Source organism: Candidatus Vicinibacter affinis, assembly GCA_016714365.1.
Taxonomy (GTDB): domain Bacteria; phylum Bacteroidota; class Bacteroidia; order Chitinophagales; family Saprospiraceae; genus Vicinibacter; species Vicinibacter affinis.
This window is the reverse complement of the sequence record JADJNH010000005.1, coordinates 2,123,120-2,141,369: the sequence shown is the minus strand read 5'-3', so window position 1 is coordinate 2,141,369 and position 18,250 is coordinate 2,123,120. Positions and strand designations below refer to the sequence as shown.

Sequence of the window (18,250 nt, the reverse complement as noted above, 5' to 3'; positions counted from 1 at the left end):
GAATGTTTTATATTCAACCCATATCATTAGCTTTAGCACAGAAAGGACTAAACCAATGAAGGGCAAATAAAAAATTGGACTAATTTTGCTCACAAGATCAACTTATGGGTAAGAAATCTGCCAAACAAAAGATTGAAAAGGCCACGGTAGTTGCCAGCACTCCGGCCGGCCCTTCCTGGGTTATTTGGGCGATACTCGGAATAACTTTTTTAGTTTTTACGCCGAGTCTGCAAAATGGTTTTGTCAACTGGGATGATGACCGGAATGTTTATGAAAATCCTTTGATCAAGGATTTAAACAGCAAAAATGTAAAAGCCATTTTTCAAACGCCCATTATAGGGAACTACAATCCATTGAGCATTCTGAGTTTTGCCATAGAACATGAGATGTTCGGGATGAGCCCAAAAGCTATGCACTGGACGAATTTACTGCTGCATTTACTTTGTACTTTTTTCGCTTTTAAGATTTTCCAGAGGTTGGGATTGAGTATTTGGTTTGCCGCCCTGGGAGCCCTTTTATTCGGGATTCATCCATTACGGGTGGAGTCAGTTGCCTGGATTACCGAGCGAAAAGACGTACTCTTTTCCAGTTTTTTCCTTCCTGCTCTGTATCTGTATGTAAAAAACCTGGATGAACCAAAAGCTGGAAGAATGTTTTGGGTATTCCTGTTGTTTGCCATTGGACTGTTTGCCAAAATACAAATGGTGGCCCTTCCACTTTCCATGATTGCCGTAGACTATTGGAAAGGGCGTAAAATAGGGTTTAATCTGGTTCTTGAAAAATGGGCATTTTTCCTGGGTGCTCTTGCAGTCGGAATTCTTGGTATTTACATGTTAAAACAACAAGGCTCGCTTGAAGCAAATGTGACACATGCCGGAATAGGCCGATTGTTTATAGGCAGTTATAGTTTAATAACCTATTTGATAAAGTGGTTAATTCCTTATCGGATGTTACCATTGTACCCATATCCCGAAGAGTTGAGCATTTGGCATTACTTGTCCATGCCGGCGGCCATTCTCATACTTGGGGGAGTTTACTGGGCGTACAAAAAAGATTTAAAAGCCGTGGTCTTTGGATTCTTATTTTTCTTTGTCAACATTGTTTTTCTCTTGCAGGTTTTAGGTGCCGGACAGGGATATCTGGCCGATAGGTTTACCTACATAGCCTACATCGGCTTGTTTTTTATAAGCTGTTACTACCTTCAGGAATTTTTTAAGCAAAACAAGGAAAAATCTCAGGCATTGAATTTTTCCCTGGGTGTTTACCTTTTATTTCTTGGGTATTTGTCCTTCAAACAATGCCATTATTGGAAAGATTCGGGTACACTTTGGACCAGAGTCATTGAGTTTTATGACAACACTTCCCTTCCTTTTAACAACAGGGCGAACCACCTTCGCGATTTAAAATTATTTGACAAAGCCCTTGACGATTACAACAAAGCCATTGAACTCAAAGCAGGGCATTCTACCTATAACAGCAGGGCAAAATTATTTTTTAATAAAAACGAAGATCAAAAAGCCATCCTGGATTACAACAAGGCCATTGAATTAAATCCAACTTCTGCCGAATACTATACCAATCGAGGTGCCGCACACGCCAAAACCGGCAATCTTAAAGCGGCTTTGGAAGATTTGAACAAAGGCGTTGCACTGGATCCGCGTTGGAAAGTAGCTTATCTCAACCGATCCATCATTTACAATCAATTGGGGCAATACGACAAATCGCTGGCAGACATAGACGCGTATCTTCAACTGGAGCCAAATGATGCAGATCTTTGGTACGAAGGTGCCCGATGTCTGAGGGCAATAGGTGACAGCAAAAAGGCCATCACTTATTATGACAGAGCATTGAGAATTAATCCCCGATATGGTCTGGTTTACCTTGAAAGAGGAAGAACCTATCAGAGCCTTGGCAATACCAGTCAGGCACAAGCGGACTTTGAGCAAGCGCGCAGACTGGGCGAAAAAGTAGAGGAAGCCCAGCCATTATTTAACCAAAGCAAATAACAGCATGCTCGCTTCACTCATGATTAAGAATTACGCCATCATTGATTCCCTGGAAATCAACTGGCCTGATGGACTTATCGCCATCACCGGAGAAACCGGAGCCGGTAAATCCATTATGATTGGCGCACTTCAATTTGTTCTGGGTGCAAGGGCTGACAATAAAGTGCTTAGAAATCCAGACGAAAAGTGCATTGTGGAAGTAACATTCACGGAGTTGGAGCAGGTAAAATCTAAAATAAAAGATTTGTTGGATGGTGAAAATCCTGATCAGCTCATCATCAGAAGGGAAATTTTACCGAATGGCAAATCACGAAGCTTCTTAAACGACTCCCCTGTTTTGGTCAGCCAATTAAATCTACTGGCCCCGCACCTTATCAACATACACCAGCAATTTGACCATCTTGACATATTGGAAGAAGAAATCCAAATGGACATTTTGGACAATTTTACAGGCAGTAAGGACTTGCTGACCAATTACCAATCGAAATACAAATCATACAAAAGCCTGTTGGCCCAAAAAAAACAATTGCTGGAAAGTCAACAAAAAAGTCAGTCAGAAATGGACTTTCTCCAATTCCAATTAAATGAATTGGAACAAGCCAGTTTAAAACCGAATGAGTATGCCGTATTGGAAGAAGAACTCAATCTGGCAACTAAGTCGGGTGAAATTTTGAAAAATGCGGGATCGGTTGCACAAATTCTGAATGATGAAAAAGGAATCTCCGAGCAACTCTTACAATGCCTTCAATTGCTGAAACCTGTCCGCATTAATCCCATTCTTAATGAAAGTTATGAGCGATTGGATCAATTGCGCACAGAAATTAAAGACATTGGCGATGAGCTGGAACGCCTCAACGAACATACTGAAATGAGTCCAGAGAAGATCAATCAAATGCAGGATCGTCTGGATTTAATCAACCGATTGTTAAAAAAGCATCGCTTGCAGACAGACCATGAACTGATCGAGCTCATGGAACAAACCGGTAGCAAAATTCAATCGTTCACTGATCTGGAAGATCAGATCATTGAATGTGAGAAACAAATAAAATCTGGTTCAAATGAGTTGAAAAAATTGTCAGAATCATTGACTGATAAAAGAAAAAGTAAAACCTCAGAACTGGAAAAAGCAGCCGTCCGACTGTTGCAATTACTTGGAATGGAGTTTGCCCAATTTAAGATTGAACTGAAGGAATCTCCAGATTTTACCGAAAACGGAAAAGACCAGATAGACTTCCTTTTTTCTGCCAACAAAGGTTCGACCGTCAAGCCAATAAAAAATCAAGCTTCCGGGGGAGAATTGTCAAGACTCAATCTTGTTTTAAAATCTTTGGTTGCTAAAAAATCACAGCTGCCCACCATGATTTTTGATGAAATAGACACGGGAGTTTCAGGTCAGGTCGCACTCCAGATGGGTAACATTTTAAAGGAAATGTCCAGCAATCAGCAGCTCATCACCATCACACATTCAGCTCAGGTAGCCTCAAGGGCAGCCCATCACTTTTATGTCTTCAAAGATTCTTCAAAATCCATTACCAATACCCGGATGAAAAAAATTGAGAAGGAGGACCGTACGATTGAAATAGCCAAAATGCTGAGTGGAGATCCGCCGACCGATTCAGCTTTAAAAAATGCCAGCGAACTTATTGCATTAAATTAAAAAATATCATTTATCATTACAGAAAATAAGAGATATGTCAAATCAACTTTTATCAGGAAAAAGAGGAATTATTTTTGGTGCTTTAGACGAGCAATCCATTGCCTGGCATGTAGCAGAACGTTGTGTAGCGCAAGGTGCGCGCATTACACTTACCAATGCACCTGTGGCCATGCGCTTTGGGAAAATATTTGAATTGGGAAAAGTCTTAAATGCAGAAGTGATTCCGGCAGATGCTACCTCTGTGGAAGACTTGGAAAACCTGCTGACAAAATCCATGGAAATTCTTGGCGGGAAAATAGATTTTATATTACACTCCATAGGCATGTCTTTGAATGTAAGAAAAGGAAGATCTTACACAGACCTGAATTATGAATTTATGCAAAAAACCTTTGACATTTCTTCCATCTCTTTTCACAAATTGATGCAGACAGCCTATAAGCTGGATGCTGTAAATGATGGCGGATCTATCATGGCACTGACCTACATTGCCGCACAACGAATTTTTCCGGATTACAGTGAAATGGCTGAATCCAAGGCTTTGTTGGAATCCTTTGCCAGAAGTTTTGGGTATCATTATGGCGTACACAAAAAGGTAAGAGTGAATACCATCTCACAATCCCCTACCATGACCACTGCAGGATCAGGAGTCAAAGGATTTAAAGAGTTTTTTGAGTATGCAGATAAAATGAGTCCGCTCGGTAATGCATCGGCAGAATCCTGCGCAGATTATTGTGTAGTCATGTTCTCGGACCTTACCAGAATGGTGACCATGCAAAACTTGTACCATGATGGTGGATTCTCTTCCATGGGTATGAGTCCTGCCCTACTCAACCTCTAACATTTGACAAATTCTTAAAGAAATAAAAATGCATTCTACTTTTAGTTGGAAAGTGGTTTTCATGAATTGATGTTATACTTGTTTTCAAATCGGTCCTTCCTGATTAAATTAGTCGAACAACTTATTACGAAGAAGAGTCAGTCCGGTATTATTCAATGAAAATCAATTGAGTAAATGATGCCGAATGGAACTTCAATAAGCTTAATAAAGTATTTGCCAAATAAAAGTATGATCGTATCCTAAAAGACTGAAAAATGCTTGGATTTAGTCAATATTCCTACATTTCAACAAAGCCAATTCTATTTATTTAATCTGGAAAACATCAGAAAGTATAACTTTGATTGAAAGTTGTGTGTGGCTGACCGGTTATACCAGAAATTATTTTTGTTTTACAAAGTCAGTTTAAAACTTTTAACGATTGTTGGTATTTGTTATCTCATTTTTTTAAAAGGAAAAGAAATCTGCAAATCCTGACTTAATAAAAAATAATTGTTTTGAGTTTCCCGAAGGAACCAATGTAAATTCATAACATTGATGAACCTTTACAAATTGGTTTAGATACAATAATCATTCGAGCTCATGGACTGGTCTTTAATAATAAAAACCTCACTTATAATAATTGTTGGAGCTTATCTTTTGAGCTGCAGGACTAAAAAAAAGGAAATCGGTAATCTTCAGGATTGGATTGACACACATTATCCCGGAACTTTAAAGGTGATCGAAACACAAACGGAAGATCCAATTCGCCGGCTTAGTTTTAAGGTAAAAAATTCAACAGTAGCCAGCCTGGAAGATTCAATGCTCCAAATCAACATACATTGGGACAAGCGTCAACCCGGATTAGGGATCATAAAATCAGAAGTGGATTCAATGTTGGCCAATGCTAAAAAAGAACTTTCCGATACCCGACATTTATTGGGATTGCTTCAATCCAAAGGAGTGGAATATTTTAGCTGTGGGATTAACCTTGGAGATATCAGAATCTTAGTCTTTGAAGAACCCCTGAAAAAAAACCGGGACGAACGTCTTGTTCAATTGCTAGAGGCTCTTTCCGATTGGCCTGAAGCTGATCATTATGGACTCGGAATATATTTTATGGAACCCAAAGCCTATGGTGAAGAATTTAATGAAATTATTCCTCTGGTACATTGGCATTGGTCAGCAGCCTGGCAGCGAAAGAATTCGATTATCAGTTTATTATTTCAGCCCGGATACCTTTCTGAACCTCAAAAGTTAAAAAAAATGTGGGAGTTCAATACAGAGTCTGACCGCCTGTTATCCTGGATTGATCAGTCGAGACCTGTCGCTGAAAAATGGGCAAAGATGCATTTAACTAAACCATTCACCATGCCTCCTGAACACGCAGAATATGAAATACTCTCAAATGCACTTGGCGTCAAAATAAAATTTCCATTCAATTATTCCACTACTGCCAAGGAAAGTGAAACTTACGACGGGTATATTGCAGGAGAATATCTGTTGGATGAAAAGGAGTTCAGCTCCGTGAGAATTTCAAAAGAATAATGGACTATTTGAATTCAAGTAGATTTTGCATTAGAAATAGTTTGATTTCAAATTTAATTGTCCCATCACAAAAGTTATCGTGCGTTAAAATAAACCTAATCCGGTGTAGTATAATGTACAATATGAAATCCAAATTGACAGTCTATCATAAATCCATTATGTTTGCACCAGATTTTAATGAGAAGAGAAACTAAATTCACTAAATTACTTAAACTCACTTTTGGGTTATTTTTAAGTTTTACACACCTTGAATTTATCAAAGCTCAGACCCAGGTAGATTCCACCCTTCAAAGGACCCAGGATTCACTGGCTAAAATAATAACGGCCCAACCAATAAAAATCAAAACAGGAATCAGCTCATCAGCCGACATCCTTTCGGAAGTAGATACCAGTAATTATTTGTTGGTTCCTTATCGGAATACAGGTTACATCAGTACCAACAATTTGGGTGCTCCCATATTGGCTGCAAGGGAAGGCCTTCAATTCCATACCATGGTAGATCATGGATTTCATTCCACTGATTTTTTTCATAAAAAATTTGACCAGCTTCCCTTCTATGTTTGTTCCAAAGCATATTCGGAAGTGATTGTTTCACAAGGTTTGTATCCTTCGAGTTCAACTTCGTCTCTTATCGATAACCTCACGGTTGACGCAATGCTGGCGGCTTCATTCAGGCACAATGTGCATGTTAATGTATTTTACAACAGAATAAATCACAAAGGCATCTATCAAAACGGGCGAAATATATTGAGTTCCCTGGGAACCATCCTCCAATGGTATAATAAGCAACAGACACTTGGATTAAATTTTGTATTGGTAAGTAATACAGATGCATTGCAACACAACAATGGAATTACCAATGACAGTTTTTTAATATTGGATCAATTCCGGGTCAGGGAATCAGTACCGGTGCATTCCACTTCTGCAAAGACCAATCACTCAATCAGGCATTATGGGGTAAATGGCTTCTACAAGACACCATTGAAATGGGGTGCTTTCAGGCCTGCATTTAATTTCATGGCTGCCTACAAGGAATTATCCCATGCATTCGAAGATGCAAGTTCCAGATCTTCATTATCTGATTACGGTCCACTCTTTGCAGTCGACACAGTAGGAATAAGTGCTTTTTACAAACAATATTCCTGGATCGGAATGGGAGGTATCAAATTTTTTGATTCCGAAAACACCACACTTAATGGAAATTTTGGCTTTGACCACAACCATTTACTGATTGATTCTGTAGAAAAAAACATTTTCAGGATCCGGTTTAATGGAGATGGTAAAATCAAAATTTCGGGATTTGAATTGTTCGCACACACTCAATTAATAGGAAATGGAAATCGCCTTGCAAATTTGAATTGGGTTGGCCTCAAATCGACATTGCCTGGCATAGGAAATTTAATTGCCAAAGTAGAATGGGAATCTGCTACTCCCAGTTGGCAACAACTTTATTTGATTGCAAACGACCGAGCCATTTGGGAAAATGATTTTAAAAATGTTTTAAAAAACAATTATTCAATTGAACTCCAACCAAAAAAATCTTTCTTGCCAAAATTGCAATTAGGGTATGCTTTAATTGATCAATTAATTTACATGGATGCATCCAGAAAATTTCTGCAGGAAGGTAGAATTCTTCAGCATCTTCATCTTAAAGTAAATGAGACGCTCACTTTTAGACGATGGAGTAGCCATCACGAATTAAATCTGCACCGCCTAAGTCCTGATCCGGCAGGCTGGACCGGATGGTATACCTATCATGACCTCAGTTACAAAGCTTCTTTTTTTAAGAAAGCAACCAACGCTACTTTTGGTATCAATGCCCAGATTTACGACCCTACCCAATTGTTTGGTTTCCACTCCATCACTTTACAATATTATCCATTAAGTCCCTTTTCCATAAAAACAAAACCCATTGTGGGCGCTTTTATGATTTTTAAGGTAGATGATTTCACTGCGCGAATTCAATTTGAACAGTTGGATACTTTTTGGGATAAAAAGAGAATCAGTTTTGCAGAAGGATATCCGGTCTATGACTTTGCAGTAAGAGTTTCTATCCAATGGAAATTTATTAACTGATCTGGGAAACCGCATTACGCTCCTTTTGTAAGGAATTGTATCAAGATATTTCTACCTCATAATGAATAAAAGTGTAATTTCCGAAATGAAAACGTCTGTTATGAAATTTTTAAAATTGACCATCATGTTAAGTTTTGTCCTCATTGGTTTTTCTAATGCGGCAATAGGACAAACCAAAACTGACACCACCTGGATTGTTGAAACCAAAGATGGGAACAATTACGTAGGGACTGTTAAATACTTAAGAGACTCCCTTGTAGAAGTTACTACCAAGCTGGGAACCTTGACTATTCCAAAAAGAATGATCCAATCCATCTCCCTACCCAAAAAAGATGAAATGGTAAAAGGCGAATATTGGCCGGAGAATCCCCATTCCAGCAGACATTTTTGGGGGCCAAGTGGGTATGGATTAAGAAAAGGAGAAGGGTACTACCAAAATATATGGGTCTTTTTCAATCAGGCGAGTTATGGATTCACCGATAATTTTACTTTAGGAATTGGGGTGGTTCCTCTCTTTCTATTTGGCGCAGGATTGGAGTATACGCCCTTTTGGATTACCCCTAAATTTAATTTCCCTTACAAGAATGGAAAAGGAGCCTTTGGCGCCGGAACCATTTTATTCGGCATCGCCGGAGAAGAGAGTCAATTTGTGGGCATACTTTATGGCGCCAATACATTTGGCACACGTGACAGGCAATTGACACTGGGACTCGGCTATGGATATAACACAGGAGAGGATGGAGGCTTTGCTAAATATCCAACACTTTCGGTCAGTGGCATGATCAGGACTTCAAGAAAATGGGCTTTTATCACTGAAAACTATTTAATAGCCGCCGGAGAGAACACCACCATTGGTTTTGTTTCAGGTGGTGCCCGATTTATGGCGAAGCATTTGGCCATCGATTTTGGAGGATTCATTCCTGTTGGCGGAGAACTGGACCGGATCATTATTTTGCCCTGGTTGGGTATTGCGGTACCATTCAAATAATAATATTTTCTTATGAGTATGTTTAATACCAACGGTACTTCAGCATACTATCCGATTTGGAAAATCATTCAATAAATCCAATTTATGGCACACTTTTCTTAGAATTAAGAGAAATTGAAATGCCTACTTTGATTATATCCCGTTGATTCCAATCGTAAATCGATCAATGTATTAATTCGAGAAGTCTTTTGAGCAAAGTTTGCATATTCATGGCTACAAACACGAATGGCTCTTCTTCGATAAAGCATTAAATTTGAATATCCCTAAGGCAAATTTGTTCCCCTACCAACTGTGCATGTAAAATTGATTTACTTTTGCGATATGAAACTTAAAGGGGTTACGCTCGTATTCTGTTTATTATCCACCCTCACTTTTGCACAGGCGGTGGTTCCTTCTACTCCTTCAAACAAAGGAAAATTGTTTGTGTTTTGGGGTTGGAACAGAACAGCCTACAGCAAATCAGATATCCGATTTAACGGCAATAATTACGACTTCACTTTAAGGAATGTAAAGTCCATCGACAAAAAAACTAAATTTAATCTGAACACTTATTTCAATCCTTCTAAAGCAACCATTCCACAATATAATTTCAGGGTAGGATATTTTATCAATTCAAAATACAATGTGTCCATTGGCGTAGACCACATGAAATACGTGGTCAGAGATTTACAAGATGTGAAAATTTCCGGATACATTCATTCAGGATCGGAATATGATGGTCTTTACAAGGGAGAATCCATCAAAATCAAAGAAGGATTTCTGGCATTCGAGCACACTGACGGATTGAATTACATCAATCTTGAATTCAGAAGATTTGAAGAAATAATCAAGCATAAAATAATCCGATTAAATATCACTGCAGGAATTGGTGGTGGTGTTTTATTGCCAAAATCGGATGTCACATTATTGAATCAAAGAAGAAATGATGAATTTCATTTGGCCGGGTATGGGTTTGGAGCGATCTTAGGAATTAACATTCCCATATGGAAATACTTTTTTCTCCAATCCGAATTCAAAGAAGGATTTATTCATTTGCCTGATATTAGAACGACCCAATTTTCTTCAGACAAAGCACATCAATCATTTTTCTTTTCCCAATGGAATCTGGTCTTTGGGGCATCCTTCCCTCTTTAAAAAATTTTGTGAGGTCATATAAGCGCAATAAGTCTGTCCTGCAGCAGTCTTAAATATGGTGGAATTATTTTTTCATTAATACAAATAGCGCCCCATATAGTATCTCAACCCCAGGCTGATGGTATATGCACTTTTGTCAGCATGATCAGAAAAAAACAAAGTTCCGATGGTTTCAATTTCCATCTGATGAATAAAGAAAAACTTATATCCAAATCCAATTTGCGAAAAGGGATCAAAAAGTATTTTAGGATCCGCCGATGAAAAAGATCTGGATACAGACCATCTGGGATTGGTCTGAAATAATAAATAAGTAAAATGTTGCGGGTGGATCAGATAACCGGGTAAGAAACTGATGGGAATTCCAGCATAAACAAAATACGAACTTTCCTTTTTAAACAATCCAGAGGTTAGATTGTCAAATCGCAATCCCATTTCTGCAAAGAGTTGAATTTTATCCAACAGGACATTGTAAAAGCATTGACCATGATAAGACCAGCCGGCCCAATCCAAATAACCCAATACATCCGTGCCCTCCAAACTTTTGCCCAGAGGAATCCCTATCGTATGCTGGACGGACAAGGAAGGAGTATGCGCACTAGTTTTGTGTCTCAGAAAAAGTTCTGTTCCGCTCAAGCCATATCTGCGGTATGAAAGTCCATTCTTCGCCATTTGCGAAAATCTCAACACATCGGAAAGGTTGACATGACTGGAGCGAATAACATTGCGCAATCTGAATCGCACTCCAACATTTAAATCACGACCAACGCCTAATAAAAATTCAGGCTGCACATTGAAAAAAACATATTCATCAGAACTGTTCAATTGTTTATTTTTTTCAAAATACAAGCTGTTGAAAATTCTGAAATCCCCCTGACCCTTCTCATAAACCAGGTAGGACAAATTACCGGACTGTGCATGCAGCTCGAGACTAAGAAACAACAAACAGTAAATAAAATTTCGCACTATTTTCCCATAGATAAAAATGAATTCATGGCCGCTCCGACCCATGCAGCAAGCCCTGAACTAATTCCCCCCACCAATCCGGTAATCCAATACAAATGATGCGGATGCAGTCCTCGAAAGACCTGGCCTACCATCGCAGAAAGTGGAGATTGACTCCACTGATCCATCCAGAAAACCATGCCTGACCATAATGCACTGGTGGTTGCAAATGCAATGACAAATGCTTTTAATTCACTTGGCTTAAAATAAAATGCAAGCCCAAATGAAACCAGCATCAGCACCCACCAAGGTAGAAAAAAACCAATAAAAATGCTGCTTGCAATCAGCAAACCTATATATGCTCCTGTACTTTTCATTTCTTTTTAAATTCTAATGTGGAGAATGAGGATATTCGTTTGTCTTGATCATCCACCAAATAGTTTAATAAATAGTATTTTCCTCTCGCCCAATCTTCTATCATATTTTTGTAATTTGGATTTCCCGGTCTTCCGTCTTGCCCTCCCGGATAAACTCCAAAGGCCTTCGGACCACTTGGAGTCAATTCAACAATCATCCTCCAGGAAGGCCCGAAAGTCTTGGCATGTGCATTGATAATTTCTTTACCTCCTGAGGTAGAGATAAATGGAATTCCAAATGCTTGAATTTTCGCCATGTGAGGAATAATTGAAGCTTTGTAATCTCCCCAGTTTTTGTTTTTCATTTCAGTGGCTGAAATTTTGGTCATCATGGAATCAAAACAAATGGCTACCAAATCTTTTAATTGCTCTGTGTCTTTGCTGGATTGGATGTCATAATAACTGAGTAAAGGCTTATTCTTCATAAGCGCTACCGTGGTTTCATCAGATGGAATAGCTGTGGCTTTTTTGGTGGTATCCATGGTAACTTCATCCCAAATCATTTGATGAATTGCGTCAAACCAAATATCAAAGTAAATAGCTTCAACAGAGCTGGAATCGTAATTGTAGTTCCATTTCTTTAAAGCAGCAATTACAGATTGTGCCTTTGCATCTGTCTGGACGCTGTCCATTTTCTCCAACATCAAAGGCAAAATGGACTCCGCTTTCAGACTGTGTGCATTGTGTTGCAATGACATCATGTCTTCTACACTCCATTTTTCTTTTTCCCTCAACAGTCTGTTGACCATATTACCTCGGTAGGATCTAAAATCACCATCATTGTAATAATTTGGATAAGTAGCATCGGTCGATTTTTGATTGGCAGAAGAGATAAATCCCCGTGCAGGATTCAGGCAATGCGGATTGAATTCAAGTGGCAGAAAACCATTCCAGGAATGTTCACTTTTAGTACCGTCTAAAACAAACCTTCCCAATTGATTGGATTTAATGGGCATCAATCCCTGCACCGTTAATGCAATGTCATTGGACTTACTGATGAAAGCCATGTTCTGCGCCGGATATGGAAATTTTCGAATGGCCGCACGGTAATCGTTGTAGTTTTTTCCCTTTCCCAATCCCACGAAGGCATCCAGCTCGCAAACGGTAGAAGGCTCGTGAATGATCCAATGCATGGACAGCCCTTCTTTCGGATTGTTCATGTGTTCATAGACCACCGGTCCCCAATCAGTGAGCTTGACGGTATCAATGATAAAATTTTCATTCTTAATTCGAATGGTGTCGTAGCGGGTGTTTACTTGTTTCCATTCACCATCGAGTAAATATTCATGGTGTGTTTCATCTTTCCACTGTATGCGGTACCAATCCATTACGTCCCAACCAGCGTTGGTCACCCCCCATGCGATGTCGTTGTTAAAACCAATTACCACGCCGGGTATTCCAGGAAAAGTCACACCATAGACATTCATTTCAGGTGTTACAATTTGTTGTTCGTACCAGATGCAAGGCAATGTCAGCGTAAGATGCGGATCGTTGCAAAGTATTGGATTTCCGGTTGTAGATTTTGCTGCATTTACAGCCCAATTATTAGATCCCAATCCACTGGGCTGATGTTCTCTTTGGATGTCAAGGTAGCCCATATCTTCCTTGGGATTTGATTTTTCCAAGCCCAAATTTTCCATTTTAAAACCCCAATCTTTGGTGGGTGGAATGACGGGTTCCATTTCAGGATTATTCTCAGGGAAGAGTAAATCAAAATCCTGACCGAAGACCAACTGAGCATTTGACAATTCAATATCCTGCTCTCTGCCGCACAATATTTCTGCCATGGATTTATGAAACAAGGCACTGCGATATGGAGACCATCTTCGCGGTGCATCGTTCATTAATTTATATTCTATCGGATAATTCTGTGGAAGAAGATGATCAATGTAAAAATTCACGCCTGCGGTATATGCCTCCACCAGCGCAAAACTTTCCGGAAATGTTTTCCATACTTCAATGCTCTTTCTGGCAGATTCTGCCAAACCTTTCCTTCGTTTGATTTTATCAAAGTCCAGAGCCCGAACTCCTGCAACTTCACTCACCCTTCCTTCAGCTGCCAAAGTAGCAAAATCCATTTGCCACAATCTATGGTATGCATGCATGTAGCCCTGTAAAAAAAATGCATCCTTCAAGGAACCTGCAAAAATATGAGGAACCGCCCGATCGTCGAGATGAATCTTTCCATCAACATTGGAAAGAACATCCATAGTCTTAGCATTTTTACCTGCACTAAACACATTTTGCCAAAAGCCTGTGGATGGACAAATGAAATTACCCAAAGGAGGTAAATTGGTTTCTCCTACTTTTATTGATCTGGTCATCAATGTAATCCAGCCCCAGGACAATAATATCGGAAGTAAGATTTTTAAAAATCGCATTTCTATTTTTATTTAGCGAATGAAATAAAATGATTTCTCATTTGACATTTTCTCATCAAATGTATAGGATTCCAGATCAAAACCCTTAATTGATTCTACATCAGCTGTTTTTTCCATAGCCATGTATCGCACCATAAGACCTCGTGCCTTTTTTGCATTGAAAGAAACAAACTGCATTTTTCCGTTTTTGAATTCTCTGAAATGGATGTCAATCACCGGAACTTTTATTTGTTTTAACTGCACTGCTTCGAAGTATTCCTGCGAAGCCAGATTAATGAGGTATTTTCCGGATTGTTGTTCAATGTCTGATTGAATCAGATCGGCAATTTCATTACCCCAGTATTGATAAAGGTTTTTCTTTCTTCCAATTTTCAGGGCTGTGCTCATTTCCAATCGATAAGGCTGCATCAGATCCATGGGGCGAAGGAGTCCATATAAACCTGAAAGTATTCTTAAGTGGGATGCACAATAATGAATGGATAAAGGATCGAGACTCTTAACGTCCAATCCCCTGTACACATCCCCGGAAAAAGCATAAAGAGCGGGCCTTGAATTTTCCTTGGTGAATTGTTGAATAAATGCCTGATTTCGTTGATGGTTTTCGGCCGCAAGTTTCGGACTGATGTCCATTAAGGCTGCCAGCTTTTTGGGCGAATATTTCTTCAGCTGCTCGACGATGGGCCATGATTTTTCCCACAGCCTTGGAATCTCGGTGGAGTTTTGTTCTATGTTAGATTGATAGTCGAGATCCTTGGAAGGAGATACCAGGATGATCATATGATATATTTGTGCAATGTTAAAGATTTTTTGTGAAACACTCTGTCGGAGAATTTGGTAATGATCGTATAATTGCTGGGGATGAAAATAAAAAGCTACCCTTTACAAATAATTTTATTCTCTTCAATGATCCCACCACATCAAAACCTACGTAGAAACCCTTAGTTTCCAAGAAAACTTTATCAGGGTAAACACTGATTTTTATATTTTTAAAAAGAATATATTAGGAAAAGCAACATTTGACCCATAGTTTTGAGTCAAGTTATTCAAGCGATCAAATAAAACGAGACCATATGTCATTTTTTAAAAAATCAGCCTTGTTGCTGATCACACTTTTGCAATTTTCAGCATCCGCGCAAAAGGTCATACTGGGGGGAGGTCAGTCTCCCCAAATAAAAATCAAAACCAGTGATCAGTGGCATCCGGAGTTCTGGAAAGACTCTGCCTATGCCAGGACGGCCTTTGACGGTTCGGGCTTGAACTATGATTTGTTTAATGCAAGTCGTTTCTTGTATCAGGCTACCCTGGGATCCGGCGAGGAAGAGATCAAGCGAACAGCCAGCATTGGCTTTGCGCCCTGGATAGATGAGCAAGTTAAACTCAAACCAAGTTCCATAAGCGATGAATACGAGAAAGTAATTGATGAAGTGGTGGATTGGTTTTATCTGAATGGAGGAGACTCCACAGAACAACCGGATTACTTCTGGGCCGTACACTTTAATTATGCCTGGTGGCAATTAAATTTAACAAACCGAGACAAACTTCGTCAACGGGTTGCCCTTGCTTTGAGTGAGATATTCGTAGTTTCCGGAAATGGGGATCTGGGAGGTTATGGCAGAGCCATGGCCAGCTATTATGATGTGTTGATTAGAAACTCTTTTGGAAATTTCAGAGATCTGCTGCGCGAAGTATCCCTCCACCCTTCCATGGGATCCTATCTTTCACATTTGAACAATCCTAAAACGGATACCATTGAAAACATCCGACCGGATGAAAACTACGCCCGCGAAATCATGCAGTTATTTACCATCGGTCTGTATGAATTAAATATCGATGGCACGCATAAGAAAGATTCATTGGGCAACAGCATTCCCACCTATGATCAAAAAGACATTCAGGAATTTGCGAAAATATTTACGGGACTCAGCTTTTCAGAGATCATGCCCAACCGATGGATAGACACTCCACAATTTGGCGTCACCCTGTATCTGGGAATTCCCACCAAACCCATGAGAATGTTTAATGAATGGCATGAGCCGGGTTCCAAATATTTGTTGAATGGATTTGTGACACCGCGCAGGCAGGATGGAATGAAAGACATCGACAATGCCGTAGATAATTTATTCAATCATCCCAATACCCCACCCTTCATTTGCAAACAATTGATCCAACGTCTGATCAAATCCAATCCAAGTCCTGAATATATAGAACGCATTGCCAGGGTATTTATCAATGACGGATCGGGTGTCCGTGGAAATCTGGCTGCAGTAATTAAAGCTATACTGCTCGATGCAGAAGCACGGGATTGTGACTGGTCTCTTGATCCTGACAATGGACAACTCCGCGAACCCATGATACGTTATTCACATTTTATGAATGCCATCGGGGTAGAACAATATTATGGCCGCTTGTGGAATTCGGGATATGACTTTTTGGACAACACCGGGCAACATGTTTTGGAAGCTCCTACCGTATTTAATTTTTACTTTCCGAATTATGCACCGAAAGGCTCCATTTCGGCCAATAACTTAATGGCTCCTGAATTTCAAATTCACAATTCAAGGACCAGCATCGGGTTTTTGAATCAGGTCAATAATTGGATCATGGATTATGTCATGTATTCCTGGGAGGCAAACGATGTGCCCACCATCCTGATTACAAAAGAATTGGAAGACCTTGCCAGAGATCCGGAAGCCCTGGTAAACAGAATTGACGTACTGCTCACACACGGTAATCTGTCTGACAGATCCCGCGGGATTATAAAAAATGCCGTCAGCAGAATGCGTTCAGGAAATTATCGGAAAGATCGTGCGCGGCTTGCTTTGTACCTGGTGATGATGTCTCCGGATTATGCCATTTTTAAATAAGAAAATCATGAATCAAAATAATAATTCAAGAAGAAAATTTATAGGTCAGGTCAGCTGTGCAGCATTGGGATATACCACCTTCCGTAATTCCATGATTAATCTTCAGGCCATCAATGCACTTGCCATAGCCAACAGCGCATTGGACCCCGAATACAAAGCACTGGTGTGCATCAATCTAAGTGGTGGAAATGATTCCTTCAACATGTTGGTTCCATCTTCCAACAGTGAATACAACACGTACAAGACGACCCGTGCAAATCTTGCAATTCCAAAAAACGAATTGCTGAATCTTTCCGTACTCAATACACCCGGAAGAGAGTTTGGACTTCATCCGGCCATGGAGGGATTGCAAAAAATATTCAATCAGGGAAATGCTGCATTTATTTCAAACGTAGGAACCCTGTTGGAAAAAACGACCAAGGATGATTTTTACAACAACAAAGTAAAATTACCATTGGGTCTGCTTTCTCATTCCGATCAATCACAACACTGGCAATCAGGAATACCACAATCGCGTACCAACATCGGTTGGGCCGGAAGAATGGCTGATCTGATCAGGGACATGAATACCAGTCAGGAAATTTCCATGAATGTAAGTCTCTCCGGAAGTAATTTATTACAAACCGGAAACGAAGTGGTGGAATACGTGATCGACCGAAGAAATGGAAGCATTGGCATCAATGGTTATCGACCGGACAACATGTACGATCAGTTCAACATCATAAAATCCGGGGCCATTGACAGTTTGCTGGATTACAATTACCGCGATGTATTTCAAAAGACTTATGTAGATGTTATTCGCGGCGCAAGAGACGGACATCTCAAGTTCAAGGATGCGCTGGACAATGGAGTAGAAATCAAAACTCAATTTTCCGAAAATGAATTTTCCGAATCTCTTAAGATGATTGCAAGGACCATTTCTGTGCATCAGAAATTGGGATTCAAAAGGCAAATTTTTTACATCAACTTTTACGGATGGGATCATCATGATGAAGTACTTCAAAACCAACAAGACATGCTGACCATGGTGTCAGACGGACTGGAAGAATTCAACAATGCCATGATCGAATTAAAACTCAGCAAACAGGTCACTACTTTTTCCATTTCAGAATTTGGCCGCGCATTGCCGTCCAATGGAAATGGAACAGATCATGCCTGGGGTGGTAATGTTTTTGTAATGGGCGGTGATGTGATTGGTTCAAGAATTTTTGGAACCTATCCTTCTTTGAATCTCGATGATGATTTGAATGTGTATGATGGGGTTATCATACCGACTACTTCTGTGGATCAATATTTTGGCGAACTCGCTTTGTGGATGGGTGTTCCACCTTCAGACCTGTCCTATGTATTGCCGAATCTGAGCACATTTTACAACATCAACTCCGGCAAAGCGCCACTTGGATTTTTAAATATCTAAATCTGAA

Annotated in this window: 13 protein-coding genes; 9 read left to right on the top strand and 4 right to left on the bottom strand. The window is 39.7% G+C overall.

Going from position 1 to position 18,250, the window contains the following annotated elements:
* Window positions 1–104: 104 nt before the first annotated feature.
* The 7 genes from IPJ53_08460 to IPJ53_08430 all read left to right on the top strand — a co-directional run bounded on the left by IPJ53_08460 (window position 105) and on the right by IPJ53_08430 (window position 10,223).
* Window positions 105–2,006: a tetratricopeptide repeat protein gene (locus tag IPJ53_08460; protein ID MBK7799131.1), complete on the top strand. Its 1,902-nt coding sequence runs from the start codon at window positions 105–107 to the stop codon at window positions 2,004–2,006.
* A 4-nt stretch (window positions 2,007–2,010) separates the two neighbouring features.
* Complete coding sequence (recN, locus tag IPJ53_08455) at window positions 2,011–3,663, top strand: DNA repair protein RecN (protein MBK7799130.1); 1,653 nt, start codon at window positions 2,011–2,013, stop codon at window positions 3,661–3,663.
* Window positions 3,664–3,697: 34 nt separating this feature from the next.
* A complete protein-coding gene (locus tag IPJ53_08450) occupies window positions 3,698–4,501 on the top strand; it encodes an SDR family oxidoreductase (protein ID MBK7799129.1) in 804 nt (267 codons plus the stop codon).
* Window positions 4,502–5,080: 579 nt separating this feature from the next.
* Window positions 5,081–6,025, top strand: a complete 945-nt coding sequence (locus IPJ53_08445) for a hypothetical protein (protein MBK7799128.1) — start codon at window positions 5,081–5,083, stop codon at window positions 6,023–6,025.
* Window positions 6,026–6,187: 162 nt separating this feature from the next.
* Window positions 6,188–8,101: a hypothetical protein gene (locus IPJ53_08440; GenBank protein MBK7799127.1), complete on the top strand. Its 1,914-nt coding sequence runs from the start codon at window positions 6,188–6,190 to the stop codon at window positions 8,099–8,101.
* A 100-nt stretch (window positions 8,102–8,201) separates the two neighbouring features.
* The gene (locus IPJ53_08435; GenBank protein ID MBK7799126.1) at window positions 8,202–9,089 is read left to right on the top strand and encodes a hypothetical protein; all 888 of its coding nucleotides are present in this window, start codon (window positions 8,202–8,204) and stop codon (window positions 9,087–9,089) included.
* Window positions 9,090–9,473: 384 nt separating this feature from the next.
* Window positions 9,474–10,223, top strand: a complete 750-nt coding sequence (locus IPJ53_08430) for a hypothetical protein (protein MBK7799125.1) — start codon at window positions 9,474–9,476, stop codon at window positions 10,221–10,223.
* A gap of 75 nt (window positions 10,224–10,298) precedes the next feature.
* Here the strand turns inward: IPJ53_08430 and IPJ53_08425 are convergent, their stop codons facing one another.
* From IPJ53_08425 to yaaA, 4 genes are read right to left on the bottom strand one after another with little or no spacing between them, the layout of a single operon-like run.
* Window positions 10,299–11,165, bottom strand: coding sequence for a hypothetical protein (locus tag IPJ53_08425; protein ID MBK7799124.1), 867 nt, complete (start codon window positions 11,163–11,165; stop codon window positions 10,299–10,301).
* A gap of 20 nt (window positions 11,166–11,185) precedes the next feature.
* Window positions 11,186–11,542, bottom strand: a complete 357-nt coding sequence (locus IPJ53_08420) for a hypothetical protein (protein MBK7799123.1) — start codon at window positions 11,540–11,542, stop codon at window positions 11,186–11,188.
* The gene (locus IPJ53_08415; protein ID MBK7799122.1) at window positions 11,539–13,962 is read right to left on the bottom strand and encodes a penicillin acylase family protein; all 2,424 of its coding nucleotides are present in this window, start codon (window positions 13,960–13,962) and stop codon (window positions 11,539–11,541) included. The genes IPJ53_08420 and IPJ53_08415 overlap by 4 nt, the downstream gene beginning before the upstream one ends.
* Window positions 13,963–13,974: 12 nt before the next feature.
* A complete protein-coding gene (yaaA, locus tag IPJ53_08410; protein MBK7799121.1) occupies window positions 13,975–14,739 on the bottom strand; it encodes a peroxide stress protein YaaA in 765 nt (254 codons plus the stop codon).
* Between the two features lie 293 nt (window positions 14,740–15,032).
* On the opposite strand from yaaA, the gene IPJ53_08405 reads away from it, so the two are divergent.
* Both IPJ53_08405 and IPJ53_08400 read left to right on the top strand, forming a co-directional pair.
* Window positions 15,033–16,826, top strand: coding sequence for a DUF1800 domain-containing protein (locus tag IPJ53_08405; protein ID MBK7799120.1), 1,794 nt, complete (start codon window positions 15,033–15,035; stop codon window positions 16,824–16,826).
* Entirely contained in the window at window positions 16,810–18,243 is a 1,434-nt protein-coding gene (locus tag IPJ53_08400; protein MBK7799119.1) for a DUF1501 domain-containing protein, read from the top strand. The genes IPJ53_08405 and IPJ53_08400 overlap by 17 nt, the downstream gene beginning before the upstream one ends.
* The last annotated feature ends 7 nt before the right edge of the window (window positions 18,244–18,250 follow it).